Annotated in this window: 23 protein-coding genes; 3 read left to right on the forward strand and 20 right to left on the reverse strand. The window is 71.4% G+C overall.

Annotation, left to right across the window (positions count from 1 at the left end; translation table 11 throughout):
• Positions 1-149 precede the first annotated feature (149 nt).
• From IG90_RS0126040 to IG90_RS0126095, 12 genes are all read right to left on the reverse strand, one after another.
• The gene (locus tag IG90_RS0126040) at positions 150-458 is read right to left on the reverse strand and encodes a DUF2469 domain-containing protein (RefSeq protein ID WP_003965949.1); all 309 of its coding nucleotides are present in this window, start codon (positions 456-458) and stop codon (positions 150-152) included.
• A gap of 65 nt (positions 459-523) precedes the next feature.
• On the reverse strand, positions 524-1,012 hold the full coding sequence (locus IG90_RS0126045) for an NUDIX hydrolase (RefSeq protein WP_030589343.1): 489 nt from the start codon (positions 1,010-1,012) through the stop codon (positions 524-526).
• Positions 1,009-1,764 (reverse strand): signal peptidase I, encoded by a 756-nt coding sequence (lepB, locus tag IG90_RS0126050; protein WP_030589346.1) that lies wholly within the window; start codon positions 1,762-1,764, stop codon positions 1,009-1,011. Before lepB (IG90_RS0126050) ends, IG90_RS0126045 begins: the two co-directional genes overlap by 4 nt.
• A 50-nt stretch (positions 1,765-1,814) precedes the next feature.
• Entirely contained in the window at positions 1,815-2,711 is an 897-nt protein-coding gene (gene lepB, locus IG90_RS0126055) for a signal peptidase I (protein WP_030589349.1), read from the reverse strand.
• On the reverse strand, positions 2,614-3,690 hold the full coding sequence (gene lepB / locus IG90_RS0126060) for a signal peptidase I (RefSeq protein ID WP_030589352.1): 1,077 nt from the start codon (positions 3,688-3,690) through the stop codon (positions 2,614-2,616). The genes lepB (IG90_RS0126055) and lepB (IG90_RS0126060) overlap by 98 nt, the downstream gene beginning before the upstream one ends.
• Positions 3,683-4,453 carry a signal peptidase I gene (lepB, locus tag IG90_RS0126065; protein ID WP_030589355.1) on the reverse strand — a complete coding sequence of 257 codons (771 nt, stop codon included), beginning with the start codon at positions 4,451-4,453 and terminating at the stop codon, positions 3,683-3,685. Before lepB (IG90_RS0126065) ends, lepB (IG90_RS0126060) begins: the two co-directional genes overlap by 8 nt.
• A 45-nt stretch (positions 4,454-4,498) precedes the next feature.
• Positions 4,499-4,849: a 50S ribosomal protein L19 gene (gene rplS / locus IG90_RS0126070; RefSeq protein WP_030589358.1), complete on the reverse strand. Its 351-nt coding sequence runs from the start codon at positions 4,847-4,849 to the stop codon at positions 4,499-4,501.
• 130 nt (positions 4,850-4,979) lie between these two features.
• On the reverse strand, positions 4,980-5,801 hold the full coding sequence (gene trmD / locus IG90_RS0126075; protein WP_030589361.1) for a tRNA (guanosine(37)-N1)-methyltransferase TrmD: 822 nt from the start codon (positions 5,799-5,801) through the stop codon (positions 4,980-4,982).
• Positions 5,801-6,388, reverse strand: a complete 588-nt coding sequence (rimM, locus tag IG90_RS0126080; RefSeq protein WP_030589362.1) for a ribosome maturation factor RimM — start codon at positions 6,386-6,388, stop codon at positions 5,801-5,803. The genes trmD and rimM overlap by 1 nt, the downstream gene beginning before the upstream one ends.
• 124 nt (positions 6,389-6,512) lie before the next feature.
• The gene (locus IG90_RS0126085) at positions 6,513-6,752 is read right to left on the reverse strand and encodes an RNA-binding protein (RefSeq protein WP_003965959.1); all 240 of its coding nucleotides are present in this window, start codon (positions 6,750-6,752) and stop codon (positions 6,513-6,515) included.
• A 2-nt stretch (positions 6,753-6,754) separates the two neighbouring features.
• Positions 6,755-7,195: a 30S ribosomal protein S16 gene (gene rpsP / locus IG90_RS0126090; protein WP_018960735.1), complete on the reverse strand. Its 441-nt coding sequence runs from the start codon at positions 7,193-7,195 to the stop codon at positions 6,755-6,757.
• Positions 7,196-7,352: 157 nt separating this feature from the next.
• Positions 7,353-7,943, reverse strand: a complete 591-nt coding sequence (locus IG90_RS0126095) for a hypothetical protein (protein ID WP_030587823.1) — start codon at positions 7,941-7,943, stop codon at positions 7,353-7,355.
• A gap of 452 nt (positions 7,944-8,395) precedes the next feature.
• On the opposite strand from IG90_RS0126095, the gene IG90_RS0126100 reads away from it, so the two are divergent.
• On the forward strand, positions 8,396-9,280 hold the full coding sequence (locus tag IG90_RS0126100; RefSeq protein ID WP_030589365.1) for a methyltransferase domain-containing protein: 885 nt from the start codon (positions 8,396-8,398) through the stop codon (positions 9,278-9,280).
• A gap of 82 nt (positions 9,281-9,362) precedes the next feature.
• Here the strand turns inward: IG90_RS0126100 and ffh are convergent, their stop codons facing one another.
• From ffh to nsdA, 5 genes are all read right to left on the reverse strand, one after another.
• Positions 9,363-10,910, reverse strand: coding sequence for a signal recognition particle protein (gene ffh / locus IG90_RS0126105; RefSeq protein WP_030589367.1), 1,548 nt, complete (start codon positions 10,908-10,910; stop codon positions 9,363-9,365).
• A gap of 131 nt (positions 10,911-11,041) precedes the next feature.
• Positions 11,042-13,501 (reverse strand): [protein-PII] uridylyltransferase, encoded by a 2,460-nt coding sequence (locus IG90_RS0126110; protein ID WP_030589369.1) that lies wholly within the window; start codon positions 13,499-13,501, stop codon positions 11,042-11,044.
• Between the two features lie 29 nt (positions 13,502-13,530).
• Entirely contained in the window at positions 13,531-13,869 is a 339-nt protein-coding gene (locus IG90_RS0126115; protein ID WP_003965965.1) for a P-II family nitrogen regulator, read from the reverse strand.
• The gene (locus IG90_RS0126120; protein WP_030589371.1) at positions 13,866-15,218 is read right to left on the reverse strand and encodes an ammonium transporter; all 1,353 of its coding nucleotides are present in this window, start codon (positions 15,216-15,218) and stop codon (positions 13,866-13,868) included. The genes IG90_RS0126115 and IG90_RS0126120 overlap by 4 nt, the downstream gene beginning before the upstream one ends.
• Before the next feature lie 684 nt (positions 15,219-15,902).
• Positions 15,903-17,378 (reverse strand): transcriptional repressor NsdA, encoded by a 1,476-nt coding sequence (gene nsdA / locus IG90_RS0126125; protein WP_030589374.1) that lies wholly within the window; start codon positions 17,376-17,378, stop codon positions 15,903-15,905.
• 425 nt (positions 17,379-17,803) lie between these two features.
• On the opposite strand from nsdA, the gene IG90_RS0126130 reads away from it, so the two are divergent.
• Positions 17,804-18,451 carry a bifunctional DNA primase/polymerase gene (locus IG90_RS0126130; protein ID WP_030589376.1) on the forward strand — a complete coding sequence of 216 codons (648 nt, stop codon included), beginning with the start codon at positions 17,804-17,806 and terminating at the stop codon, positions 18,449-18,451.
• Positions 18,452-18,528: 77 nt separating this feature from the next.
• Here IG90_RS0126130 and ftsY read toward each other — a convergent pair whose 3' ends face one another.
• Positions 18,529-19,737 carry a signal recognition particle-docking protein FtsY gene (gene ftsY, locus IG90_RS0126135; protein ID WP_030589378.1) on the reverse strand — a complete coding sequence of 403 codons (1,209 nt, stop codon included), beginning with the start codon at positions 19,735-19,737 and terminating at the stop codon, positions 18,529-18,531.
• 192 nt (positions 19,738-19,929) lie between these two features.
• Between ftsY and IG90_RS0126140 the strand changes: the two genes are divergently transcribed.
• The gene (locus IG90_RS0126140) at positions 19,930-20,907 is read left to right on the forward strand and encodes an LLM class flavin-dependent oxidoreductase (RefSeq protein WP_030589380.1); all 978 of its coding nucleotides are present in this window, start codon (positions 19,930-19,932) and stop codon (positions 20,905-20,907) included.
• A gap of 40 nt (positions 20,908-20,947) precedes the next feature.
• On the opposite strand, the gene IG90_RS0126145 is transcribed toward IG90_RS0126140, so the two are convergent.
• Positions 20,948-22,366 carry a sugar porter family MFS transporter gene (locus tag IG90_RS0126145; protein ID WP_030589382.1) on the reverse strand — a complete coding sequence of 473 codons (1,419 nt, stop codon included), beginning with the start codon at positions 22,364-22,366 and terminating at the stop codon, positions 20,948-20,950.
• Positions 22,367-22,571: 205 nt separating this feature from the next.
• Entirely contained in the window at positions 22,572-26,312 is a 3,741-nt protein-coding gene (locus tag IG90_RS0126150; RefSeq protein ID WP_030589385.1) for an AAA family ATPase, read from the reverse strand.
• Positions 26,313-26,470: the final 158 nt, after the last annotated feature.

Genomic DNA, 26,470 nt, shown 5'->3' on the forward strand with positions numbered 1-26,470 from the left:
TCCGGCACCGACTCTGACCCGGCCCGCCCGAAGATGTGGATCTTGGTGGACAACTCCGCGGATGTGGAAAACCCGGCCACCCACACGGGTGACCGGGTCGCTCACTGCAACGCGCGGATCGGCGGTCCGGCGCCGGGGGCCGCGCGGGGTCAGCCTCCCGGAAGTTCCAGATCGCTCTTGTTGAGCTCTTCGATGTTGACGTCCTTGAAGGTCAGCACGCGGACCTGCTTGACGAACCTCGCGGGCCGGTACATGTCCCAGACCCAGGCGTCCGCCATGGACACCTCGAAGAAAACCTCGCCCTGGACGGAGTGCACCTGCATCTCGTAGTCGTTGGTGAGGTAGAAGCGCCGTTCGGTCTCGATCACATATTTGAACAGACCGACGACATCGCGGTACTCCCGGTAGAGCTTCAGCTCCATCTCGGTCTCGTACTTCTCGAGGTCCTCGGCGCTCATGGCATGTTTCCCCTTCAGCCGTGCGTGTCCCCCATTGTGCGTCAGCCTCCGGCGCCCCTGGACGATTAGACGATTTCGGGGGCCAGAACCAGCGGATCACGCGGGGGACCCTCGTCGAGAAGCGTGCGCAGCAGCTCGGCGAGTCTGGTCGGGTACACCGTCTCACGCGTCGCGAGCAGTTCGGCGGAAGTCCACCACCTCAGACCGGCGACGCTGCGCAGCTCCAGGTCGGTGAGGCCCTGCGGGGCGGTGGCGGTCTGTGCCGTACGGGCCAGGAAGTACCACTCGTCCTGGTCCCAGCGCCGTCCGTCGAACGGGAACGAACAGATCCGGGTCCAGAGCAGCGGGCCCAGCTCGATGTCGGTGATCCCGGTCTCCTCGGCGAGCTCGCGGCGGGCCGCCTGCTCCCGGGTCTCATCGCCTTCGAGGCCGCCGCCCGGGGTGAACCACCAGGTCTCGGCCGGGTCGTCCGGCTCGTGGCCGTGCAGCAGCAGAACACGGTCGTCGGGGTCCAGGAGGATCACCCGGGCGACCTGGCGTGCCCCGGAGGTCACCGGACCCCTCCGGCGACCGTCCTGCGGCGGGCGAGGCGCGCCGCCACGGGCCCGGACACCGCTCCGCCGAGGATCAGCACGACGCCCACCAGGATCGCGCCCAGCTGGAGCGGCAGCGGCCCGGCGGCGGACACCCCGCCGGGCAGCGCGGCGAACGAGGCGGGCCGGTCGATCATGCCGTTCATCGGCCAGGCCACCGCGTCCACCCGGGCCTGCACGGCGCTCAGCGGTACGGAGCCACCGCCGGCGTCCTGGAGGTGGACCCGGGAATCCAGGGAGGTGGCCCGTTCGTCGCCGAGCAGGAAGATCTGGCCCTTGGGCACGGTGGCGGAGAAGTCCTGGGGCGAGGCGGGCTCCTCCTTGCCCGGGGCGGCGATGCTCCGGTCGAGGTAGGGCTCGTCGACGGGGGTCCCGTTGACGGTGAGCCGCCCTTCCTTGCCGCAGCAGGCCACCTTGTCGCCGCCGATCCCGACGACGCGCTTCACCATGGGGACGGCACCCCAGGTCTGGTCGGTGAAGACCACCACGTCACCGCGCCGGACGTCGGTGCCGTCTATCCGCTCGGCGAGCACCCGGTCACCGGGGTTCACCGTCGGGGCCATGGAGTCGGTCGGGACGGTGTACGGCTGGTAGACCACCGCCGCCCAGACGAAACCGCCGAGGAAGAGCACGCAGCCGACGGCCACGGCCAAGCCCGACACCATGGCGCCGAGCCGGCCGTGGTCGTCTTCCTTGCGTCCTGTACCGCTCATCCCAGCGCTCCCCCGTCGGAGATCGACAATCGCTGATCCGAGTCGGCACCCTACCCGGCGGTACGCCCGGCGGTCAGCCTCCGGCGGCGCCACAACACGATGGGCACCGCTCCGGCTACGCCCAGTGCCGCCGGCGCCATCGCGGCGGCCGAGTTCAGACCGGGCTGGTCGAAGGTGTCCGGGACCGGGAGGGTCGCCCAGCGGCCCAGCGGCCAGGCGACGACGACGGCGCGGCCGACGACCTCGTCCGTGGAGACCGTGCCCTCTCCCGGGAGCTCCTGGTGGTAGCGCGAGTCCAGGGAGTTCTGCCGGTGGTCGCCCATGACGAAGATCCGGCCGTCCGGCACCTTGATCGGGCCGAAGGGCTTGTCGTTGCACGGGGTGTTCCCCGGGAAGATGAACGACTTCTCGTCCAGGCTCTTCCCGTTGACCGTGACCGGACCGTTCTCCTTGCACTCCACGGTGTCGCCGCCGATCGCGATGACCCGCTTGATCAGGTCCTTCTCCTCGGAGGACGGCATCAGGCCGATGAAGCTCAGGAACTTCTGCACCGCGTTGGGCTCCGGGGTCACGGTGTCCTCCAGCCAGCCGCCCGGGTCGTGGAAGACCACGACCTCGCCGCGCTCCGGCTCCGAGCCGAACCACGGGGTCAGCTTGTCGACCAGCACCCGGTCGCCCCGCTGCAGAGTGTTCTGCATGGAGTCCGAGGGGATCGAGAACGCCTGGACCAGGAACGTCTTGATCAGCAGCGCCAGAACCAGGGCGATGCCGACGAGGAGCGGCAGCTCCAGCCAGAAGGAGCGTTGCCTTCTGGGAGGCCTTCCACCGTCGTCGCCCGGGGTTCCGCCCTCACCCTCCGGCGGGTCCGCCGCCGCGCCCGCGGGAGACTCGTCGCGCTCCGGACGGTCCTCGGGTTCGTCGTGTCCGGATCGTGCGCCGACCGCCAAATCCCCCACATCCACTCCTCAATACGTGCCACGGCCCGCGCCCGATCCGGTGCAGGCCCACCACTCCCATAACGAGCGGGAGTTCCGCAGGGGTCGGGAGCCGGACCATTCCATCGCGATCCGGAGGTGCCACACTATTCGACGGCGCTGGAACCGCTGCCTCCGACGAACGCGCGTCCGGGACCGCGGTGAAGGCGTCGCGCTGCTCCAGGGTGCTCCAGTGGCCGAACGGCCAGGCGATCACGACGGCCCGCCCCACGACCTCTTCCTCGGAGACCGTGCCCCGGTCGGGTTCGTCGAGGTGGAAGCGGGAGTCGGCGGAGTCGGACCGGTGGTCCCCCATCACGAACAGCCGACCCTCGGGGACCTTCACCTCGAACGAGATGGTCGAGGGCCGGTCGTCGGGGTGGAGGTACGTCTCGGCCAGCGGTACGCCGTTCACGGTGACCCTGCCGTCCTCGCCGCAGCACTTCACGGTGTCGCCGCCGACCGCGATGACCCGCTTGATCAGATCCTGCTCGTCGTCGGACGGCAGCAGCCCGATGAAGGTCAGCAGCCCGGTGACCTGCTTGACGCCGATCGGCGGGTCCTTCTTCTGCCCGGGGTTCTCCTGCTGGAGCCAGCCTCCGGGGTCCTTGAACACCACGACGTCGCCGCGCTGCGGCTTCGATCCGAACCACGGGGTCAGTTTGTCCACGAGGACCCGGTCGCCGATCCGGATGGTCTGTTCCATCGACCCGGACGGAATCACGAACGCCTGGACCAGGAACGTCTTCAGGACGAGCGCGATCAGCAGCGCCACGACGACGAGGACGGGTATCTCCTTCACCGCGGACCTGCGGCGCTTGCGCCGGACCTTCCTGGCGAGCCGGCGGCGTTCCGCCCGGGTGGGCAGCGGGCGCGGCCTGGTGGGCCTGGTCCCGGTCGGCAGGGACGCGGCGGGATCGGGTGCGCCGCGCGGACGTCCGCGGTTACCCATGCGCCGCGCCAGGCGCCCGTACGCCACCGAAGGAGCCGGTCCCCTCCAGCGAGCCCGTCCGGGCCGGCGGCCAGCCCAGCCAGTCCACCCGTCCGGTCACCCGCTCGACGGGGACCATCCCGCCGCCGGGCGATCCGAGGTGGTCCCGGGAGTCGCTGGAGCGGCTGCGGTGGTCGCCCATCATCCACAGCGCGCCGGCGGTCACCACGATGTCGAAGGGCGCCCGGGAAGCGGTGTCACCGGGGTACAGATAAGGCTCGTCCACCGTCACACCGTTGACCGCGAGCCTCCCCCGCGCGTCGCAGCAGACGACCCGGTCGCCGCCCACGCCCACCACCCGCTTCACGAAGTCGGTGTCGACGGGCTCCGCGAGCCCCAGGGAGGCCGCCGCCCCGCGCACCAGACCGGTCAGGGGGTTCGCGTCGAGGTCCTCCCGGACGAACGAGCCGGTGCCGTCGAAGACCACCACGTCGCCGCGCTCGGGCTCGGCGCCGAAGCGGTACGCCAGCTTGTTGACGAGGACCCGGTCACCGACCTGCAGCGTGGGTTCCATCGAGCGGCTGGGGATCAGGAAGGGCTGGACCACGTAGGAGCTGAACAGCAGCAGGGCGACGGTGGCCAGGACCGCCCCGGCGAACACCCGCCGCCAGGACAGCACGGAGGCGAGGCGCTCCCGCGTACGCGAAAAGCGCGACCCCTCCCCGGACCCCGCGTCGGGTTCCGGGGAGCGGTCGCGCTCCGAGTGCTGTGCTTGCGTGTCCATCGCGGCCGAAGCTTATCCGGCCGCCCTGTGGACGCGGGCGGCAGCTCAGTTGTCGCGCTTCTCCTTGATCTTCGCGGCCTTGCCGCGCAGCTCACGGAGGAAGTACAGCTTGGCGCGACGGACGTCACCGCGGGTGACGAGCTCGATCTTCTCGAAGATCGGGCTGTGCACCGGGAAGGTGCGCTCGACGCCGACGCTGAAGGAGACCTTGCGGACCGTGAAGGTCTCGCTGACGCCCGAGCCCTGGCGGCGGATGACAATGCCCTTGAACTGCTGGATACGGGAGCGGTTGCCCTCGATCACGCGCACGTGGACGTTGACGGTGTCACCGGCGCGGAACGCCGGGAGGTCCGTACGGACGGAGGCGGCGTTGACGCCATCGAGCAGGGAGGTCATGGTTTCTGCTTTCTTCGCCGATGCCACAGGTCATCGACGGGATGTCGTTGAAGAGTTCGGAGTGCTGATCGCGCCGGGCGGGCGTCTTTCCCCCTGTGGCAGGGGCGCACACCGGACGTACAGCAGCGGCCTATTGTTCCACGGCGGTGGGCCTGCGCCAAAATCGGCCGCCGGGCTCCGGCGCGAAGCCGAGGATGGAGAGGATCTCGCGGTCCTTCTTGTCGAAGACGCTCGCCTCGCACCGCTCGATCAGGTCGGGCCGGTTGAGGGCGGTGCGGGCGAAGGCCTGGTCCCGCCGCCAGCGGGCGATCTTGCCGTGGTGGCCGCTGAGCAGGACGTCCGGGATGGACCGGCCGCGCCACTCGGGCGGTTTGGTGTAGACGGGCCCCTCCAGGAGGTTCGCCATCGCGCCGGGGGCGAAGGAGTCGTCCCGGTGGGACTCGGCGTTGCCGAGGACGCCGGGCAGCAGCCGGGCCACGGCCTCCGTGATCACCAGGACGGCCGCTTCCCCGCCGGCCAGTACGTAGTCCCCGATGGAGACCTCGACGACCCGCAGCCGGGTGGCGTACTCGTCGATCACCCGGCGGTCGATGCCCTCGTACCGCGCCGGGGTGAAGACCAGCCAGGGCTCGGCGGAGAGCTCGACGGCCAGTTCCTGGGTGAACGGGCGGCCGCTGGGTGTGGGCACGACGAGCACCGGGGAGTGCGCCCCGGCCTCGTAGCCGTCGGCCAGGGCCTCGTCCAGCGCCTCACCCCAGGGCTCGGTCTTCATGACCATGCCGGGTCCGCCGCCGTAGGGGGTGTCGTCGACCGTGTTGTGCCGGTCGTACGTCCACTCCCGCAGGTCATGGACGTGGACGTCCAGCACGCCGCGGGCGCGGGCCTTGCCGACGAGGGAGACGTTCAGCGGTTCCAGGTACTCCGGAAAGATCGTGACGACGTCGAGCCGCATCAGCCGCCGCCCTTCGGCGCCTCGTCCGCGTCCCCGGGGACCCCTTCCTCGTCGCGCGAGGAGGCGACCACGGCCTCGCTCTCGTCGATCAGGCCGGGCGGCGGGGTGATGACCACGCGCTGCTCCTCCAGGTCGATCTCCGTGACGATCTCCTCCACGAAGGGGATCATCACCTCGGAGCCGTCGGGGCGCTCCACGATGAACAGGTCCTGCGAGGGCAGGTGGGAGATCTCGGTGATCCGGCCGATCCCGGTGCCATCGGTGAGCACCACGTCGAGGTCGATCAGCTGGTGGTCGTAGAACTCGTCCTCGTCCTCGGGGAGCTCCTCCGGGTCCACCTCGGCGATCAGCAGGGTGTTGCGCAGGGCCTCGGCGCCGCTGCGGTCGCGCACGCCCTCGAAGCGCAGCAGGAGCCGACCGCTGTGGACCCTGCCGGTCTCGATCGTCAGCGGACCCGTCTCCGCCGGTTCGGTGGCCAGGACGGCGCCAGGTCCGAGCCGCAGCTCCGGCTCGTCCGTTCGTACCTCGACGGTGACCTCGCCCTTGATGCCGTGGGCGCGGCCGATCCGCGCGACTACCAACTGCACGCTGTTCTCCGATTGATGGGGTGCGGGACGCCGGCCGGTCGCGGAAACGTCCGGGCGGCCGACGACAAAGGCCGGGGACGGCCCGAAGGCCCTCCCCGGCCCTGGCCGGTGTTCAACTCGCTTATCAGCGAACCTGGTCCACATCGACGAGGTCGACGCGGATCCCACGGCCGCCGATGGCACCCACGACCGTACGCAGAGCGCGAGCGGTGCGGCCGTTACGGCCGATCACCTTACCGAGGTCGTCGGGGTGGACCCGGACCTCCAGCACGCGTCCGCGACGCAGGGTGCGCTCGGCAACCTGCACGTCGTCGGGGTTGTCGACGATGCCCTTCACGAGGTGCTCGAGAGCCTCCTCGAGCATGCTCAGGCCTCGGTCGACTCGGTGGACGCGGGGGCCTCAGCCGCCTCGTCCGCCTTCTTGTCGGACTTCTTGGCCTTGGGGGTGATGGCCTCACCCTTGGCCTCGTCGCCGTCCGAGGTCAGCGCCTCGAACAGCGCGCGCTTGTCAGCCTTGGGCTCCGGCTGCAGCAGCGGCGCGGGGGCCGGGAGGCCCTTGTGGGCCTGCCAGTCACCGGTGAGCTTCAGGATCGCGAGGACCGGCTCGGTCGGCTGGGCGCCGACGGACAGCCAGTACTGCGCGCGCTCTGCGTTGACCTCGATGCGCGAGGGGTTCTGCACCGGGTGGTACAGGCCGATCTCCTCGATGGCCCGGCCATCACGGCGGGTACGGGAGTCGGCGACGACGATGCGGTAGTGAGGCGAACGGATCTTGCCCAGACGCTTCAGCTTGATCTTGACTGCCACGGAAGTGGTGTCTCCTGGTCTATGACGTGGTTGGGCACAACAAGATGCCACGTGGGGTTGCGGTACTCGGAGTGCCCGATGGACGCGTCAGCCGGAGGAGAGAGGGGTCCTGTGCGACTGTCGAGTACAGCTAGCCATTGTGCCACACGCCATCGGCTCACCCCACCGCGACCGCTTCCGGGATCCGGAACGGCTTGCCGCAGCCACCGCAGACGATCGGCGCCTGCGCCAGGACCGACGGGACGACGCGGACGTTGCGTCCGCAGTCGCAGACGGCCTTGACCCGCACACCGCCCCCGGAGGAACCGTGCCGGGCGGCAGGTCCACGGAAGGAGCGCTTGGTGTCGGCGGCGGTGGCGACGGTGTGCGCCTTGAGGGCGCGCTGCAGCCGTTCGGTGGTCGGACGGTACCGGCGCTTGGCCTCCGGATTCAGCGTGACCAGCGAGAATCCGCTGCTGGGGTGGGGTTCCTCGGCATGATCGAGGCCCAGCTCCTCGGCGATCGCGAGGAAGCGTCGGTTGTGGTAGCGGCCGGCGCGGGAGGTGTCTCGGACTCCTCTCGCGGCGGCGATGCCGTGGACTGCCTCATGGAGCAGTCGCTCGAAGGAGAGCTCGGCGCCACAGGCGGACGAGGACTCTCCGATCAGGGACTCGGGCGCGGCAAGATCGGGCAGCTCGGGGTGGTACCGCTGAATGTCGGCCCACGCCTGTGCCAGCTCTGCGGCAAGTACAGGTGGTGTCGTGCTCACGTCGTGACAACGAGCCCGAGGGCCCCGGTGTTCCTATTCCGGGGCATCCCAAATAATTTGCACGTACCAGTCAGTTGCCGTTGATGCGTCCGGACGAGGGCGGGTACGCAGATCTGCGGAGAAGACGCACAGCTCGCACCAAGGTGGTGCACAGCGTGCGGTACGCCCGGCGCTTCGGATGTGAGGTGCGCGGGCGGCTCGCGGTCCTGACGAATCCGCCCGAGAGACTACCCGCCGCCGCGCTCGACGTGCCCGGCGCGGGGTGTCGGGTAAGACTGGGTCGGAGAGCAGACGTGGGACGGGGCGCACGACCGGTGCACGCAAGCACTGCTCCACAACCCCTGGACGGAACGGCGGATGCGCAGTTCTCTGGCTACGGGGGTGCGGAACACACGCACACGGGGGCGTCCACTCGGGCACGACCGACCTCTTGGCGGATTGGGGCACTTTCCATGACACCAACGCTCGTCCGGAACCAGCCGGCCGCGGATGCCTCCGCGCCGGTGGACGCCGGTACCCGCGCACGCGACTGGGCCGAGATCCAGGAACGCATGCTCGCGCCCCTGTACGAGGCGGTGTACGACCGCTTGGAAGTCGGGGCCGCCACCCGGATGCTGTCCCTCGGCTGCGGCTCGGGCCTCGCGATGCTCGTCGCGGCGGCCCGGGGGGCGCACGTCACGGGTGTGGACTCCGACCGGGAACGTCTGGCGCTGGCCCGCGCGCGGCTGCTGCCCGACGGTGGCTGGGACGACGCGCCCGCGCACTCCCCGCATCCGGCCCGCCGTCGGGCCCGGCTGCTGGAGGACGGACGGCCCGCGCCCGCCGGCGCGGACGGCGCTCCGTACAACCTGATCACGGTCTTCGAGCCGATCGGCTGCGCCGCCGGGGACTCCGAGGGGCTGGTGCCGGCGCTGCGGTCGGCTGTGCCGCTGGCCGTCCGGGGCGCCGCGGTGGTACTGACCGGCTGGGGTCCGCCGGAGCGGTGCGCCACGGCGGCGGTGCTGCGGGTGGCCGCACGGCTGGCGGAGTCCGCGCGTCCGTCGCGTGAAGAGCCCGGCAGGTGGCGGCCCACGCTCCGGGACGATCTGGAGGACGTGGCGGCACGGGCCGGGCTGAAGCCGGACGGTTCGGGGCGGGTGTCCTGCCCGTTCGGCTACGCGGACGTGAGCAGCGCGGTGCGCGGGCTGCTGTCCACCGGGCTCTTCGACGCCGCCGTACGGGCCACGGACCGCTCCCAGGTGGAGAAGGAGGTCGCGGAGGCCCTGCATCCGCACCGGCGGCAGGACGGCACGGTATGGATGCCGAACGTCTTCCGCTACCTGGTCTGCGTGACCTGAGCGGCCCGCGTCAGGACGTACGTACAGGACATACGTAAGGGGCGCCCTTGAAGGCGGGCGCCCCTTACGCGTGCTGCTCGGGTCACATGAACTTCTTGAACTCGTCCGGCAGCTCGAAGTTCTTGTCCTCCTGTGCGGGCAGACCGAACGCGCCGCCCTGGGCCGCCTGCTCGCGGCGCTCCGCGGCGGCGGCCTCCTCGGCCTTGCGCTTCATGGGGTTGCCGCTCTTGCGCTTGCCCTTGGCCTGCTTGACCTGCTTCTTCTGGCGGCCGGGACCGCCACCCATGCCGGGCATCCCCGGCATCCCGGGCATGCCACCGCCCTGGGCCATCTTCGACATCATCTTGCGGGCCTCGAAGAAGCGCTCCACCAGACTCTTGACCGCGGAGACCTCGACGCCCGAACCCTTGGCGATACGGGCCCGGCGCGAGCCGTTGATCAGCGTCGGCTCGGCGCGCTCCTTCGGGGTCATCGACTTGATGATCGCGGCGGTTCGGTCGATGTCGCGCTCGTCGATGTTGTTGATCTGATCCTTGATCTGCCCCATGCCGGGCAGCATCCCGAGCAGCTTGGAGATGGAGCCCATCTTGCGGACCTGCTCCATCTGGGCCAGGAAGTCGTCGAGCGTGAAGTCCTTGCCGCCCTTGCTCGACTGCAGCTTCGAGGCCATTTTGGCGGCCTCTTCCTGGCTGAACGTCTTCTCCGCCTGCTCGATCAGGGTGAGCAGGTCACCCATGTCGAGGATGCGGGAGGCCATCCGGTCCGGGTGGAACGCGTCGAAGTCCTCCAGCTTCTCGCCGTTCGACGCGAACATGACCTGCTTGCCCGTGACATGGGCGATCGACAGGGCGGCGCCACCGCGGGCGTCGCCGTCGAGCTTGGAGAGCACCACGCCGTCGAAGCCGACGCCGTCGCGGAAGGCCTCGGCGGTGTTGACCGCGTCCTGACCGATCATCGCGTCGACGACGAAGAGGATCTCGTCGGGGCTGACGGCGTCGCGGATGTCCGCGGCCTGCTGCATCAGCTCCTGGTCGATGCCGAGGCGTCCTGCGGTGTCGACGATGACGATGTCATGGACCTTGGCCTTGGCGAACTCGATGGAGTCCTTGGCGACCTGGACCGGGTCGCCGACGCCGTTGCCCGGCTCGGGGGCGTACACCGCGACGCCGGCGCGCTCGGCGACGACGCTCAGCTGGTTGACGGCGTTGGGACGCTGGAGGTCACAGGCGACGAGCAGCGGGGAGTGGCCCTGGCCCTTGAGCCAGAGGCCGAGCTTTCCGGCCAGCGTCGTCTTACCGGCGCCCTGGAGGCCGGCGAGCATGATCACGGTGGGCGCGGTCTTCGCGAACCGCAGCCGCCGGGTCTCACCGCCGAGGATGGAGACGAGCTCCTCGTTGACGATCTTGACGACCTGCTGGGCGGGGTTCAGCGCCTGGGAGACCTCGGAGCCGCGCGCCCGCTCCTTCACCTTGGCGATGAAGGCCCGGACCACGGGCAGGGCGACGTCGGCTTCCAGCAGGGCGATACGGATCTCGCGTGCCGTGGCGTCGATGTCCGCCTCGGACAAGCGGCCCTTGCCCCGGAGGTTCTTGAAAGTCGCGCTAAGGCGGTCGGAGAGAGTATCGAACACGGCGCTCGTCGGTCCTCAGGGTCGGGGGCGGGGCAGGTCAGTCGCCCTCCAGGGTATCCGTCCGCCGGAGAACACCAAGCCCTCGCCCGGATACGGAGCCGAGCGAGGGCCTGGAGATGCTGTCGTACGCGTCAGCCGAGGGCCTTCTCGACCTCCCTGGCGACCTCGGCGGCCCGGGCCGGGGTCAGGGGTTCGCCGTCGGTACCGGTGACGTAGAAGGCGTCCACGGCGTTGGCGCCGAGGGTGGAGGCATGGGCGCTCCGCACCCGTACCGCGCTCTGTTCCAGGGCCCGGCCGATGCGGTGCAGCAGGCCCGGGGCGTCCTGGGCGCGGACCTCGATGACGGTGGCGCGGCGGGAGCCCGCGGCGGCCACGGTCACCCGGGGCGGTGGGGCCTTCACTCCGCGCCGGCGCGGGTAGGCGGCCTCCCGCTCGGCGAGGCGGGCCCGGATGTCCAGGGAGCCGTCGAGGGCGCGTACGAGGTCGGCGCGGAGGCGGGCGGCCTGCGGGAGGGACCCGTACTCGGCGGCGACCCGCCAGCTGAGCAGCAGCAGGTCCGCCCGCTCCCCCAGCTCGTTGGGGAGCTCCACCGCGCGCAGGTCGGCGGCACGCACGGTGAGCCGGTGCAGGGCGAGGACTCCGGCGGCGGCGGGCAGGACGCCGGGGCGGTCGGGCAGGGCGATGAGGAGCTCCACGCCGACGGGTTCCACTTCGCCGTCCCCGGCGGGCTCCTCGGACTGGGTGTGCAGGGCGAGGACGGGTTCGCCGGTGCGCAGGGCCTCGATGGCGAGGCGTTCGTGCTCGACGCCGGGCGCGGTCTCCTCGGGCTCCTCGGGAAGCTCTCCGGCGAGGACGGCGGCGACGCGCTTGACCAGGTCGGTGACGAGGGAGGCGCGCCAGGAGCTCCAGGCTGCGGGCCCGGTGGCGAGCGCGTCGGCCTCGGTGAGGGCGTGCAGCAGTTCCAGGGTGGAGGCGCTGGAGACGGCTTCGGCCACCGACCGCACGGTGGCGGGGTCGTCGAGGTCGCGCCGGGTGGCGGTCTCGACGAGCAGCAGATGGTGGCGTACGAGGGTGGCGATGACGCCCACGTCGTGCTTGTCGAAGCCGATGCGGGTGGCCATGTCCCGGGCGATGACCTCGCCGGCCACGGAGTGGTCGCCGGGCCAGCCCTTGCCGATGTCGTGGAGGAGGGCGGCGACCAGGAGGAGGTCGGGGCGGTGGACGCGGCGGGTGAGGGAGGCGGCGCGGACGGCGGTCTCCACGAGGTGCCGGTCGACGGTCCAGGTGTGGACGGCGTTGCGCTGGGGGCGGCAGTGGACGCGTTCCCAGTCGGGCAGCAGCCGGGTGATGATCCCTTCCGCTTCGAGCGCCTCCCAGACGCCGACGGTGGCCTCGCCCGCGCCGAGCAACGTGACGAGTTCCTCGCGGGCCTCGGGGGGCCATGGAACCGGCAGCGGCTGGGCGGTGGTCGCCAGGTGGCGGACGAGGTGGCGGGAGAGCGGGAGTCCGGCCTCGGCGGCGGCAGCGGCGGCGCGCAGGGTGAGGACCGGGTCGCGTTCGGGGCGGGCGGCGCGGGCGAGGACCACTTCGCCGTCCGCGTCCACCACGCCGTCGGCGAGCGGGGTGCGTTCGGGGGCGGGCCTGGAGCCGAGGCCGCCGCTGAGCATGGCGCGGAGCTTCGGGCGGACCGAGCGGGCGCGCAGGACGCGGTTGACCTCGCGCCAGGTGACGTCGGTGGCGTACGAGACGGTGCGGGCGGCCTCGTAGACCTTGCGCAGCAGTACGTCGGCGTCGAGGAGGCCGAGGGCTTGGGCGACCTGGTCCTGTTCCTGGAGGGCGAGCCGGTCGGTGGCGCGCCCGGTGGTGAGGTGGAGGGCGTCGCGGGCGTCCAGGAGGGTGCGGCGGGCCTGGTCAAGCCCTTCGCGGGGGGCGTCGGCGACCCAGGACGCGGCCACCGCGCGCAGGGCGGTCGCGTCGCGGAGGCCGCCGCGGGCCTCCTTGAGGTCGGGTTCCAGCAGGAACTGGAGCTCGCCCATCCGTTCCGCGCGTTCCTGGCAGAGCTCGTGGAGGGCGGGGAGGCGTCCGGGGGCCTGGTTGCGCCAGTCGGCGAGGATCGCGGTGCGCAGGGAGGTGACGAGGCCGAGGTCGCCGGCGACCGGGCGGGCGTCCAGCAGGCCGAGCTGGACCTTGAGGTCCTCGCCGGCCGTTCTCCGGGCCTCGCCGGGGGTGCGTACGGAGTGGTCGAGGGCCAGGCCCAGGTCCCACACCGGGTACCAGATGCCGTCGGCGAGGGCTGCGAGGGCCGCCGGGCCGGCGCTGCCGTCGTGCAGGAGGAGCAGGTCGAGGTCGCTGCGCGGGGAGAGCTCGCCGCGGCCGTAGCCGCCGACGGCGACGAGGGCGGCGCCCCGCACTCCGGCGCGTGTCGCGGCGGCGGTGAACAGGCCGGTGAGCCATTCGTCGGTGAGGTGGGCGAGGGCCGCACGGCGCGGCGGCCCGGACCGCGCCTCCTGCTGGAGGAGGCGCAGCCGGGCCGCCGCATAGCCGCTGGGTCCCGAGCCTTCGGTTCCGGTGGTCACTTCGCTACTCGTCACCCAGCTGCCTTCCGTTTGCGGGCCGTCGGTCAGAGGGCGTCCGGGCCGCGCTCGCCGGTGCGTACGCGGACGGCGGTCTCGACCGGGACGCTCCAGACCTTCCCGTCCCCGATCTTGCCGGTCCGGGCGGCCTTGACGACGACCTCGATGAGCTGTTCGGCGTCCTCGTCCTCGACGAGGACCTCGATGCGGATCTTGGGCACCAGGTCGACGGTGTACTCGGCGCCCCGGTAGACCTCGGTGTGGCCGCGCTGCCGCCCGTAACCGCTGGCTTCGGTGACGGTGAGCCCCTGGACGCCGAAGGCCTGGAGGGCCTCCTTGATCTCGTCCAGCCGGTGGGGCTTCACGACCGCGGTGATGAGCTTCATGCGTCCACCTTCTTTGCCTTCGGTGCTGCCGTCGGGTCCGTCGCGGGGGCGGTGCTGCGGGAGACCGTGCCGCCGCCGGCGCCGCTGAAGTCGTAGGCCGTCTCGGCGTGCTCGACCTGGTCGATGCCGGAGATCTCGTCGTCCTCGGAGACCCGCATCCCGATCGTCTTGTGGAGCAGGAGGGCGATGAGGGCGGAGACGACCAGAGAGTACGCGAGGACGGCGACGACGCCGACGACCTGCTTGCCGAGCTGTTCGAGGCCGCCGCCGTAGAAGAGGCCCTTGGCGTCGGACTGGACGCCGCCGGTGGCGAAGAAGCCGACCAGGATGGAGCCGATGATGCCGCCGACGAGGTGGACGCCGATGACGTCGAGGGAGTCGTCGTAGCCGAACTTGTACTTCAGGCCGACCGCCATGGCGCACAGGACACCGGCGATGGCGCCGACCGCGATCGCGCCGAGCGGGCTGACGGAACCACCCGCGGGGGTGATGGCGACGAGTCCGGCGACCGCGCCGGAAGCGGCGCCCAGGGTGGTGAAGGAGCCGTGGCGCAGCTTCTCGTAGACGAGCCAGCCGAGGACGGCCGCGGCGGTGGCGACCTGGGTGTTCAGGAACATGACCGCGCCGACGCCGTCGTCGTTGCCGAGCCAGGATCCGGCGTTGAAGCCGAACCAGCCGAACCACAGGAGGGCCGCGCCGAGCATGACGAGCGGCAGGCTGTGCGGCCGCATCGGGTCCTTCTTGAAGCCGACGCGTTTGCCGATGACCAGGATGACGCCGAGGGCGGCGGCGCCGGCGTTGATGTGGACGGCCGTACCGCCGGCGAAGTCGATCACGCCCATCTCGAAGAGCCAGCCGCCCGCGCCCCAGACCCAGTGGGCGACGGGGAAGTAGACGACGCTGACCCACAGGACGATGAACACCGCCCAGGCCGTGAACTTCACCCGGTCGGCCAGGGCGCCGCTGATCAGGGCCGGTGTGAGGACGGCGAACATCAGCTGGAAGACGGCGAAGACGTACACCGGGATGGTGTAGCCGTCCCAGAGCTCGGTGACACCGATGTTGCTGAGGCCGACGTAGTCGGAGCTCCAGCCGATGACCGAGCCGACGTCGGAGCCGAAGGCGAGGCTGAATCCGTAGAGCACCCACAGGATCGTGACGATCCCGAGGCTGATGAAGCTCATCATCAGCATGTTGAGGGTGCTCTTGACGCGGACCATGCCTCCGTAGAAGAAGGCCAGGCCGGGGGTCATGAGCATCACCAGGGCCGAGCAGATGAGCATGAACCCGGTGTTGGCGGCAGACAGCTCGGGGGCGTCTGCGGCAAGCGTCGTGATGCCTGGGGGCATCTGCGTCTCCTCGTCGTCGGTGCGGCCGCGGCGTGCGGGGGAATGCTGCGGGACCACTGGGGAAAAGGTGCGGGCCGGTTATGAGCCATGAGGTTGGCCGAGCACCGTTTCCGGGGATGCCGCACGATGTTTCGCGAGCGTGACGAAGCGGGATCGCGTGTTACGGCCGAATGAATCCGGGGTGGCGCGTCCGGTGCCCTGCCCAGGGTCTTTCGTTCGGATCAGGCCGGATCAGGGAGCGGGGTCCGGTGCGTGCAGCTGCAAGGCGGAGGAGGGAGTCACTGCGGAGCATTGGCGACTGACGACAACGCCGCAGATGCACGCACCGGACCCCGCGAGCCCGGCCTGGTCCGCACGAGAGGCCCTAGTGCCGCGTCAGCCAAGGTTTGCCCGGTGAGGAGCGGCGTCAGGTGCGTGCTCTCGGCGCGCCGGCCGGAAGCCCTCGTACTGGACGTACTCGGGCTTTCGGCCGGTGCGGCGAGAGTGCGTGCCCGGCGTCGCGACGGGGCGAACCTTGGCTGACGCGGCACTAGCATGCAGCGCACGCCGCATACGGTGCGGTTGAAACGCCCAGGGGCCGGAAGACACGAAACCGGCCACGGCGACCCTCCGTGTGACCAGGCGATGGGGGAGCCGGGTCGGGCTGCAGGAAAGGGGCGCCGCGGCCGGAGCCGGGGGTGCCGGTCAGACCGCTTCGGCGGTCTCCGGCAGCTGCTCGTGGAGCAGCTCGGTGAGCCGGGCGACGTCGGCGACATCGCCGAAGTCCCTGGCAGCGGTGTCGACGGTCTTGCGCAGGCGGGTGTTCACCCGTTCGGAGCGGACCTTCTTGGCGATCCTCAGGGCGCGGGTGGCGAGCACGGTGGACTCCTCGGGCTCGCGCTGGAGGAGGTGGACGGTGGCCATGCCGATGAGGTTGAGCGCGTAGGAGCGCTGGTGCTCGTCGTCCTCGCCGAACAGCTCGACGGCCTTGTCCATGACGGGCTGGGCGAGCGAGGCGTAGGTGGGGCTGCGGCCGGCTACATAGGCCAGGTCGCGGTAGGAGTGGGCGTTCTCGCCGTTCAGCTCGGCCTCGGAGAAGAAGCGGATCCAGTCGGGCTCGGGCTCGCCGTCGAGACCGGCGTCCAGGAAGGTGTCCTCGGCCATCCGGACGGCCCGCTTGCACTTGCTGGGCTGGCCCATGTTGGCGTAGGCGCGGGCCTCCATCGCATACAGCATGGCCTGCGTACGGGAGGTGGCGCAGTCGCGGCTGCCGTACTGCGCGAGGTGGATCAGCTCCAGGGCGTCGTCGGGGCGGCCCAGGTGGATCATCTGGCGGCTCATGCTGGAGAGGATGTAGCTGCCGAGCGGCTTGTCCCCGGCCTCCTTGGCGGCGTGCAGGGCGAGCACGAAGTACTTCTGGGCGGTGGGCTGGAGGCCGACGTCGTAGCTCATCCAGCCCGCCAGCTCGGCCAGTTCGGCGGCGCAGCGGAAGAGCCGCTTGGCGGTGGGCCCGGGCTGGGGCTCCTGGAGCAGGTCGGTGACCTCGTGCAGCTGCCCGACGACGGCCTTGCGGCGCAGTCCGCCGCCGCACTGGGCGTCCCACTGCCGGAACATCGCGGTGGTCGACTCCAGCAGGTCCAGCTCGGGCCGGGAGAGCCGGGAGGGGCGGTGGGCGGCGGCCGGGGCCTCCGGCTCGCCGGGGCTCTGGGCGGGGGCGGGCACCAGCCAGCGCTGCATCGGCTCGATGAGGGCGGGCCCCGCGGCCAACGCCAGCGAGCTGCCGAGGAAGCCGCGCCGGGCGAGCATCAGGTCGCTGCGGGAGAACTCGCTGAGCAGGGCGACGGTCTGGGGGCCGGCCCACGGCAGGTCGACACCGGCCACCGAGGGTGACTGGTGGGCGGTGCGCAGCCCGAGCTGCTCGACGGCGACGACGGCGCCGAAGCGCTCCGAGAACAGTTCGGAGAGGATGCGCGGGATCGGCTCCCGCGGCTGCTCCCCGTCGAGCCAGCGCCGTACCCGGGAGGTGTCGGTGCTGATGTGGTGGGCGCCCATCTGCCGCGCCCGCCGGTTCACCTGGCGCGCCAGCTCACCCTTGGACCAGCCACTGCGTACGAACCATGACCCCAACTGCCCGTTGGGGCGCTTTCCGGCATCCGTACCGCCTGCGCCGCCGCCACTCACTGGAACGCCCCCATCCCGCTGAAACCTCATCGCGCGAACCAATATCAGAATGTCGTGCATCGGTGCTGTCCGTAGGGGAGTTGAACACCCTCGAACAGGAAATCGGGTTGCCCATGGCATACCCGTGGGTGCACATGCTCCCAGGGTTCGTGTACCGACGGTAATCCTACGATCACCCCTCCCGCGAGGGGGATTGAGGAAACGCCACCATTCGCCACCCCTTCGAATGAACCCGACTGCCGCCGGGCGCGCTTGACTTGACCGACCAGGACCGGGGGCGAGCGGACGGAAGCACTCGGGGGCGCGCACACCGTGTCGCACCCCTTTGCGCTACCGCGCACGCCACTCGATCGAGTTTCAGCGACGGAGGGTTACCCGAGGACGCGGGTCGTAACCACCGGCGAGCCGGACCCGTTGGAGGGGGCATGGGCTTCACGATCGGCGGCATCCGGGAGATGCGATCCGGTGCGCGGCGACGCCACCGCGGCACCGCGGGCACGGCGGTGGCCGAGTACACAGGGCTGTGGGGCTGGGCGGTGACACCCGGAGCGCGGGCCGAGGCCGGCTCCTGCTCGTGCGGCGAGACGGCCTGCCCGGCGCCGGGAGCCCACCCGCTGGGCTTCGCCCGGGAGGTCCCTGCGGGCACCGGCCTGGACCGCGCGTCGGACGCCTGGGCCGAGACACCGGGAGCGGCGATGCTGCTGCCGGTGGGCCGCTCCTTCGACATCCTGGAGGTCGCGGAGCAGGCCGGGCGGCGAGCACTGGTGCGGATGGAGCGGATGGGGCTGCCGTCGGGGCCGGTCGCGGTGACGCCGACCGGGCGGGCGCAGTTCTTCGTCGCACCCGGGGCCGCCACCGAGCTGCCCGAGCTGCTCTACCGGATGGGCTGGGACGACGCCGCCCTCGACCTGCGCGCTCTCGGTCCGGGGACGCACATCACCGCCCCGCCCTCCGACCTCGGCGGCCTCGGCCCGGTCCGCTGGCTGCGGCCCCCGGCGCTGGACACGGCGGCCGCTCCCCCGCAGGCGCGGCTGCTGCTGGGGACGCTGGCGTACGTCTGCCACCGCTCCTAAGGGCACGGAAACGGCGGACGGGCGGCAGGCTCCTCGCAGGAGCCGCCGCCCGTCCGCCGTTCGCGACACAGGGTGGGTCAGTCGCCGATCAGGGCGTCCACGAAGGCGCCCGGCTCGAACGGGGCGAGGTCGTCCGCCCCTTCGCCGAGGCCGATCAGCTTGACCGGTACGCCGAGCTCACGCTGGACCGCGATGACGATGCCGCCCTTGGCGGTGCCGTCGAGCTTGGTCAGGACGATTCCGGTGATGTCCACGACCTCCGCGAACACGCGGGCCTGGACGAGGCCGTTCTGTCCGGTGGTTGCGTCGAGGACGAGCAGGATCTCGTCCAGCGGGCCGTGCTTCTCCACGACGCGCTTGACCTTGCCGAGCTCGTCCATGAGACCGGTCTTGGTGTGCAGCCGGCCGGCGGTGTCGATGAGGACGACGTCCGCGCCCTCGGCGATGCCTTCCTTGACCGCGTCGTAGGCGATCGACGCCGGGTCGCCGCCCTCGGGCCCGCGGACCGTGCGGGCGCCGACGCGCTCGCCCCAGGTCTGGAGCTGGTCGGCGGCGGCAGCGCGGAAGGTGTCGGCCGCGCCGAGCACCACGCTGCGGCCGTCGGCGACGAGCACCCGGGCCAGCTTGCCGGTGGTGGTGGTCTTGCCGGTGCCGTTGACGCCGACGACCATCACGACGCCGGGGGTCTCGGCGCCGCCCTCGGTCTTGACCTCGCGGTCGAAGTCCGGGCCGAGCAGGGTGATCAGCTCCTCGCGGAGCAGGGTGCGCAGGTCCTCAGGGGTGCGGGTGCCGAGCACGCGGACGCGCTCGCGGAGCCGCTCGACCAGTTCCTGGGTGGGGGCGACGCCGACGTCGGCGGTCAGGAGGGTGTCCTCGATCTCCTCCCAGGTGTCCTCGTCGAGGTTGTCCCGGGAGAGCAGGGTGAGGAGCCCCTTGCCCAGGGAGTTCTGCGAGCGGGCCAGCCGGGCCCGCAGGCGGACGAGCCGGCCGGCGGTGGGCTCGGGGATCTCCAGCGCGGGCGGCGCGGGGGCCTCGGCGACCGGGGCCTCCTCCACGGGCGCGGTGGCGTCCGGGAGGCCGACTTCGTCGATGGTGCGCCGCGCTTCGTCGCGCGGCGTCTCGGCCTCCTCGCCGACCTGCGGTTCGGCGGGAGGAGTGATGGTCGGCGTGCTCGGCGGCGGGGGCGGCAGCTTCTTCTTGCGGCTGCCGACCACGAGTCCGCCGACCAGGCCGACAGCGACCAGGGCGATGACTACAGCGAGGATGACGATTTCGACGAGTTCCATAACCCGTCCAGTATCGGCCACGGTCGCGCCGCGGGCGCGGCCCCTGCTGACCCCTCGGCGAGCCATCGAGGCCATATGCACCTTTTGGCGGTAATCCGAACACCGACCCCTACACTTCTGACGCAACGTCAGCTACGGTGCCGCCGCCCGCCAGATTGCCCGCCTGCCCGCCTCGGCGAAGGGACGCCTCCGATGGCCTTCACAGTGGTCCGGCTCAATCTCGTCGACCCCGAAGCCGGACCCGTAGCGCTCTCGGCCCGCTATCGCGCCGCCCTGGAGATGGCGGCGTACGCCGACGAGCACGGTGTCGACACGGTGCAGACCGAGGAGCACCACGGGGTGGCGAACTCCTGGCTGCCCTCCCCGTTCACCTTCGCCGGAGCGGTCTTCGGGGCCACCCGCCGGATCGCGGTGACCGTTTCGGCGATCATCGGGCCGCTGCACGATCCGCTGCGCCTCGCGGAGGACATCGCGGTGCTGGACCTGCTGAGCGCGGGCCGGCTGGTGACGGTCGCGGGGATCGGCTACCGCCCTGAGGAGTACGAGCGGGCCGGGGTCGAGTGGCGGCGGCGCGGCAGGCTCCAGGACGAGCTGCTGGAGACGCTGCTGGCGGCGTGGACCGGGGAGCCGTTCACGTACCGGGGCCGTACGGTACGCGTCACCCCGCGCCCGTACACGCGGCCGCACCCGATGCTGCTGGTCGGCGGCAGCTCGCGGGCGGCGGCGCGGCGGGCGGCTCGGCTGGGGCTGCCGTTGTTCCCGAGCGCGCATCTGCCGGAGCTGGAGGCGTACTACCACGGGCAGCGCGCGGAGCACGGGACGGAGGGCTTCTGCATGATGCCCGCGGCCGAGACGCCACTGCTGCACGTGTCCGAGGACCCGGACCGTACGTGGGCCGAGTACGGCGAGCACTTCCTGCACGAGGCGCGGACGTACGCCTCCTGGCAGTCCGAGGACATCCGCTCGGCGGTGCGCTCGTCGGCGGCGACGGTGGCGGAGCTGCGCGAGGAGGGGGTGTACCGGATCGTCACGCCGGACGGCCTGAAGGCACTGGAAGCCCGGAGCCTGGTGCTGCATCCGCTGTGCGGCGGGATGCCGGTGGAGGAGGGATGGCGGAGTCTGCGGCTGTTCTGCGAGGCCCTGGAAAGGCCGACGGCCCCGGCTCGGTGAGCCGGGGCCGCGCGGTTCGAAGAGAGGGGCAGCGGGGAATTCAGCCCATCTCTTCCAACGCCTTGCCCTTGGTCTCCTTCACGAACTTCAGCACGAAGGGGATCGAGAGCACGGCGAAGCAGGCGTAGATGACGTACGTCCCCGAGAGGTTCCAGTCGGCGAGGCTGGGGAAGCTGGCGGTGATCGCCCAGTTGGCGATCCACTGCGCGAAGACGGCGACGCCGAGGGCGGCGGCGCGCAGGCGGTTCGGGAACATCTCGCCCAGGAAGACCCAGACGACGACACCCCACGACAGGGCGAAGAAGAGCACGAAGGTGTGGGCGGCGATGAGTGCCACCACGCCCTGCGTCTCGGGCAGCTTGCCGTCGACCAGGTCGGCGGAGAAGGCCCAGGCCTCGACGGCGAGCGCGAGCGCCATGCCGACGGAGCCGACGAGGGCGAGCGGCCTGCGGCCCACGCGGTCCACCAGCACCATCGCGATCACCGTGCCGATGATGTTGATGATCGAGGTGGTGAACGAGTAGAAGAACGAGTCGGTCGGGTCGACGCCGACGGACTGCCACAGCGTCGCCGAGTAGTAGAACGCGACGTTGATGCCGACGAGCTGCTGGAACATCGACAGGCCGATACCGACCCAGACGATGGGGAGGAAGAAGAAGCGGCTGCCGAGCAGGTCCTTGAAGGAGGCCTTGTGCTCGCGGTGCATGGCGGTCTCGATCTCGGCCACCCGGGCGTCGAGGTCGACGTTCTTCCCTTCGACCTCTTCGAGGATCTTGCGGGCCTCGGCCTTCTTGCCGACCGAGATGAGGAAGCGCGGGGACTCGGGGATGGCGAAGGACAGCAGCCCGTACAGGACGGCCGGGACGACCATCACGCCGAGCATCCACTGCCAGGCCTCCAGGCCCAGGATCTCGCCGCGCTGGTCGCCGTCGGCGATCTGCAGGACGGCGTAGTTGACCAGCTGGGAGATGGCGATGCCGATGACGATCGCGGCCTGCTGGAAGGAGCCGAGCCGGCCGCGGTAGGCGGGCGGGGAGACCTCGGCGATGTAGGCCGGGCCGATCACGGAGGCCATGCCGATGGCGAAGCCGCCGATGATGCGCCACATCGCCAGGTCCCAGAGGGCGAACGGCAGTGCGGAGCCGATCGCGCTGGCCGTGAAGAGCACCGAGGCGATCTGCATGCAGCGGATGCGGCCGATCCGGTCCGCGATCCGGCCGGCGGTGGCGGCGCCGATCGCACAGCCGATCAGCGCGATGGCGATGACCTGGGCGAGCGTGCCGGAGCCGATGTCGTACCGGTCGCGGATCGCCTCGACGGCCCCGTTGATGACGGAGCTGTCGTAGCCGAAGAGGAAGCCGCCCATCGCCGCGGCCGCGGTGATGAAGATGACATGGCCGAGGTGGTCCGGATGGGCCGCTCGGGCCCCGGACGCGGGTCCGTTCGCTGTGCTGGTCACGTGAACTCCTGATGCCTGGCCGCAAGTCAGACGTGGGGGGTGAGCCTTCCCAGTGGGGCACAACATCCGGCCCGCCACCACTTGAAGGCGAAATCAACTTTGCAGAGGTTATGCGTTCAGGAAGCGAAGTCAAACAGCGGGTCCACGCCCGTGCACCCAGGAGCAGACAAAAGGTGCGTTGAACCTCTGATGATTCGGTCCGGAGTCAGCGCAGCCGCTGGCTGATGACCTTCGAGACGCCGTCGCCCTGCATGGACACGCCGTACAGCGCGTCGGCGACCTCCATCGTCCGCTTCTGGTGCGTGATCACGATCAGCTGGGAGCTCTCCTGGAGTTCCTCCATGATCCGGATCAGCCGCTGCAGGTTGGTGTCGTCGAGCGCGGCCTCGACCTCGTCCATCACATAGAACGGACTGGGCCGGGCCTTGAAGATCGAGACCAGCAGCGCAACCGCCGTCAGGGACCGCTCGCCGCCCGACAGCAGGGAGAGCCGCTTCACCTTCTTGCCCGGCGGGCGCGCCTCGACGTCCACTCCGGTGGCGAGCATGTTGTCCGGGTCGGTCAGGATGAGCCGCCCCTCGCCGCCGGGGAAGAGCCGCGAGAAGACGCCCTCGAACTCCCGGGCGGTGTCCCGGTAGGCCTCCGTGAAGACCTGCTCGACCCGCTCGTCGACCTCCTTGATGACCTGGAGCAGATCGGCCCGGGTCTTCTTCAGGTCTTCAAGCTGCTCGGACAGGAACTTGTGCCGTTCCTCCAGCGCCGAGAACTCCTCAAGGGCGAGCGGATTCACCTTCCCGAGTTGCTGGTACGCCCGTTCGGCCGACCGCAGCCGCTTCTCCTGCTCGGCACGCAGATACGCCTTCGGCTGGTTACGGGGATGCTCCGGGTCCTCCGGAAGCTCCTCGCCCTCCGCGGCGGGCGAGGGCGGCACGAGCTGGTCCGGCCCGTACTCGGAGACCAGCCCCGCGGGCTCCACGCCCAGCTCCTCCAGGGCCTTCGTCTCCAGCTGCTCGATCCGCAGCCGCTTCTCCGCGCCCAGCACCTCGCCCCGGTGGACCGAGTCGGTGAGCTTGTCCAGCTCCCCCTTCAGCGCGCGGCCCCGCTCGCGCTCGACGGCCAGCTCGCGCTCCCGCTCGCCCTTCGCCGCCTCGGCCGACGTCCGCTCCTGGTCGGCCCGTACGAGGGACACCTCGACGTGCGCCAGCAGCTGACGGGCCCCCGATGCCACGGCGGTGGCGACCTCGGCCTCGTACCGCAGCCGGGCCCGGCGCTGTTCGGCACGGGTGCGCGCCTCCCGTTCGGCGCGGGCGGCCCGGTCCAGCGAATCGGCGCGCCCTGCCAGCGCCTTGACCCGCTCCTCGTGCGTACGGGCCTGGAGCCGGGCCTCCATCTCGGTCTGGCGGGCGTTGGCCCCGTCGGCGGCGAGCCGGTCCCGCACGGACGTGTCGGGCTCCTCCTCGGCCGGAGCCTCCTCGGCGACCAGCAGCCGTTCGGCCAGTTCCCCGGCCTCCTCCGTCGCCCGCTCCAGGGCCTCCTGGGCGCGGGCCGCGGACGCGGTCATGCGCTCGGCCTCGCCCGCCGCACCCCTGGCCTGCCCGGCGAGCCGGCCGAGCTGCTGGGCGAAGCCGGACTTCTCCCGCTCGGCCGCCCGGCGGCGCTCCCCCAGCTCCTCGACGAGCGCGGTCCGCTCCGCGCGCCGCTCCCCCGCCCGCCGCTGGGCCCCCGCGAGCTCCTCGCACCGTACGGCGAGGTCGGCCAGTTCGGCGGCGGCCTCGTCGACGGAGGCCTGCACCTCCAGGAGGCTGGGCGCCCCGGCCGACCCACCGTGCGCGAAGTGGGCGGAGAGCACGTCCCCTTCACCGGTCACCGCGGTCAGCCCGGGGTGCGCGGCGACCAGTCCCTCCGCGTCCTCCAGCGTCCCGACGACCACCATGTCCTGTACGAGGCGGCGTACGGCCCCGACCAGCGCGGCGGGCCCTCGCACGAGGTCGGCGACGGCGGGCGCGGCGAGGGCGGTGGCCGTCCCGGCGCGGCCGTTCGGGAGGACGGCGCCGTCCGGACCGCCGTGCTGCGCGGCGGGCTCCGGGTCCGTGCCACCCTGCGCCGCCGACTCGGGTTCCGTGCCACCCTGCGCGGGCAGCACGGCGGGCGCGGGATGCGCAGCCTCCTCCCGTACGTGCACCTGCTCCGGTACGTGGTGGGGCCGGGGGTCGGCGGAGCTGCTGGGGTCCGCGCCCAGCAGCATCGCCGCGCGCCCCGCGTCCCGTTCGCGCAGCAGCCGGATCGCGTCGGCGGCCGTGGCCGGGTCCGTGACGGCCACCGCGTCCGCCGCCGTGCCGAGGGCGGCCGCGACCGGGATCTCGTACCCGGGCTCGACGGTGAGCAGTTCGGCGGCCGGGCCGAGGAGTCCGGCCAGCCGGTCCCGGGCCCCGAGCAGCGCGCCGGTGCCGTCCTTGCGGCGCAGCCCCAGGGCCAGTGCCTCGTGCCGGGCCGCCACGGCGGCGCGCCTGCGCTCGGCGGCCGTGGCCTCCTCGCGGGCCGTGCTGTGGGCGGCCTGAGCCTCGGCGAGGGCCCGCTTGGCCTCCTCGTGCCGTGCGGCCAGCTCCTCGTCGTCCGCGTCCAGTCCGTCGACCTCGGCCTTGAGCTGCTCGTACTCCTCCTGGGCGCGCACCGCGCGCTCCTGCGCCTCGTCGCGCGCGGCGGCCAGCCGGTCGATCTCGGCCTGTGCCGAACCGGCCCGGCTGCGGGCCGCGTTGACCTGGCCGTTGAGCCGGGCGAGCCCTTCGCGCCGGTCCGCGATGGCGCGGGCGGCGTCCTTGAGCCGACGCTCCTCCGCGACCAGTTCGCGTTCCAGGTCGGCACGGTGGGCGACGGTGTCCTCCAGCGCGTGTTCGGCCGCCTCCAGGGCCGCCGTCAGCTCCGCCTCCTGCTCGCGGATCCGGGCGGCCTCGCGCTCCAGGTCCTCGGGGTCGCGACCCCGGCGCTCATCGGCGGGCGCCTCGGAGGCGCTGCGGACCCGCGCGTCGGCCAGCGAGATCGTGCCGCGGACCCGCTCGGCCAGCTGCGACAGGTCGTACCAGGTCTGCTGGGCTCGCTGGAGCCGGGGCGCGAGCCGGCGCACCTCGCCCTCCAGCTCGGCCTCCCGGGCCAGCGCCGTCCTCAGCTCCGCCTCGGCCGCGTCCTTGCGCTTCTTCAGTTCCGCCTCGTCGGCGATCTCGTCGCGCAGCGCGTCCCGCAGGGTCACCAGGTCGTCCGCGAGGAGCCGGAGCCGGGCATCGCGCAGGTCGGCCTGGATGACGGCGGCCCGGCGGGCCACGGCCGCCTGCCGGCCGAGCGGTTTGAGCTGGCGGCGCAGCTCGTCGGTGAGGTCCTGGACCCGGGCCAGGTTGGCGCCCATCGCGTCCAGCTTCCGCAGCGCCTTCTCTTTCCGCTTGCGGTGCTTGAGCACGCCCGCGGCCTCCTCGATGAAGGCCCGGCGGCCCATCGGGTCGGCGTGCAGCACGGAGTCCAGCTGGCCCTGTCCGACGATGACGTGCATCTCACGGCCGATACCGGAGTCGGAGAGGAGTTCCTGGATGTCGAGCAGCCGGCAGGTGTCGCCATTGATCTGGTATTCGCTGCCGCCATTGCGGAACATGATCCGAGTGATCGTCACTTCCGCGTACTCGATGGGCAATGCGCCGTCGGAATTGTCGATGGTCAACGACACTTCGGCGCGGCCGAGCGGGGGCCGCCCGGTGGTCCCGGCGAAGATCACGTCTTCCATCTTGCCGCCGCGCAGGGATTTGGCGCCCTGTTCCCCCATGACCCAGGACAGCGCGTCCACCACATTGGACTTTCCGGATCCATTGGGACCGACGACGCAGGTGATCCCCGGTTCGAACCGCAGGGTGGTGGCGGACGCGAACGATTTGAAACCACGCAGGGTCAGGGCCTTGAGGTGCACGCCGCCGGACTCTACCTTTCGCTCTCGGTTTCGCTGATGAAGGTGCAGGGCACATCAGACGTTAAGCGAAGGCCGGTACGTCCGGGGTGGGGGCCGGGCAAAGAAAAAGGGACGCCGAAGCGTCCCTGTGAATCTTGCTGGTGTCGCTCTGTGAATCC

The organism is Streptomyces anulatus (assembly GCF_000721175.1).
Classification (GTDB): domain Bacteria; phylum Actinomycetota; class Actinomycetes; order Streptomycetales; family Streptomycetaceae; genus Streptomyces; species Streptomyces anulatus_C.

What these genes read in the sequence shown, in the direction of transcription:
- IG90_RS0126040 (WP_003965949.1), bottom strand. Translation starts at nt 458, where the DNA reads ATGAGCGCCGAGGACCTCGAGAAGTACGAGACCGAGATGGAGCTGAAG.
- IG90_RS0126120 (WP_030589371.1), bottom strand. Translation starts at nt 15,218, where the DNA reads ATGCCCCCAGGCATCACGACGCTTGCCGCAGACGCCCCCGAGCTGTCT.
- ftsY (WP_030589378.1), bottom strand. Translation starts at nt 19,737, where the DNA reads ATGGAACTCGTCGAAATCGTCATCCTCGCTGTAGTCATCGCCCTGGTC.
- lepB (WP_030589355.1), bottom strand. Translation starts at nt 4,453, where the DNA reads ATGGACACGCAAGCACAGCACTCGGAGCGCGACCGCTCCCCGGAACCC.
- IG90_RS0126140 (WP_030589380.1), top strand. Translation starts at nt 19,930, where the DNA reads ATGGCCTTCACAGTGGTCCGGCTCAATCTCGTCGACCCCGAAGCCGGA.
- rplS (WP_030589358.1), bottom strand. Translation starts at nt 4,849, where the DNA reads ATGACCTCCCTGCTCGATGGCGTCAACGCCGCCTCCGTCCGTACGGAC.
- IG90_RS0126115 (WP_003965965.1), bottom strand. Translation starts at nt 13,869, where the DNA reads ATGAAGCTCATCACCGCGGTCGTGAAGCCCCACCGGCTGGACGAGATC.
- IG90_RS0126100 (WP_030589365.1), top strand. Translation starts at nt 8,396, where the DNA reads ATGACACCAACGCTCGTCCGGAACCAGCCGGCCGCGGATGCCTCCGCG.
- IG90_RS0126130 (WP_030589376.1), top strand. Translation starts at nt 17,804, where the DNA reads ATGGGCTTCACGATCGGCGGCATCCGGGAGATGCGATCCGGTGCGCGG.
- lepB (WP_030589346.1), bottom strand. Translation starts at nt 1,764, where the DNA reads ATGAGCGGTACAGGACGCAAGGAAGACGACCACGGCCGGCTCGGCGCC.
- trmD (WP_030589361.1), bottom strand. Translation starts at nt 5,801, where the DNA reads ATGCGGCTCGACGTCGTCACGATCTTTCCGGAGTACCTGGAACCGCTG.
- lepB (WP_030589352.1), bottom strand. Translation starts at nt 3,690, where the DNA reads ATGGGTAACCGCGGACGTCCGCGCGGCGCACCCGATCCCGCCGCGTCC.
- IG90_RS0126085 (WP_003965959.1), bottom strand. Translation starts at nt 6,752, where the DNA reads ATGCTCGAGGAGGCTCTCGAGCACCTCGTGAAGGGCATCGTCGACAAC.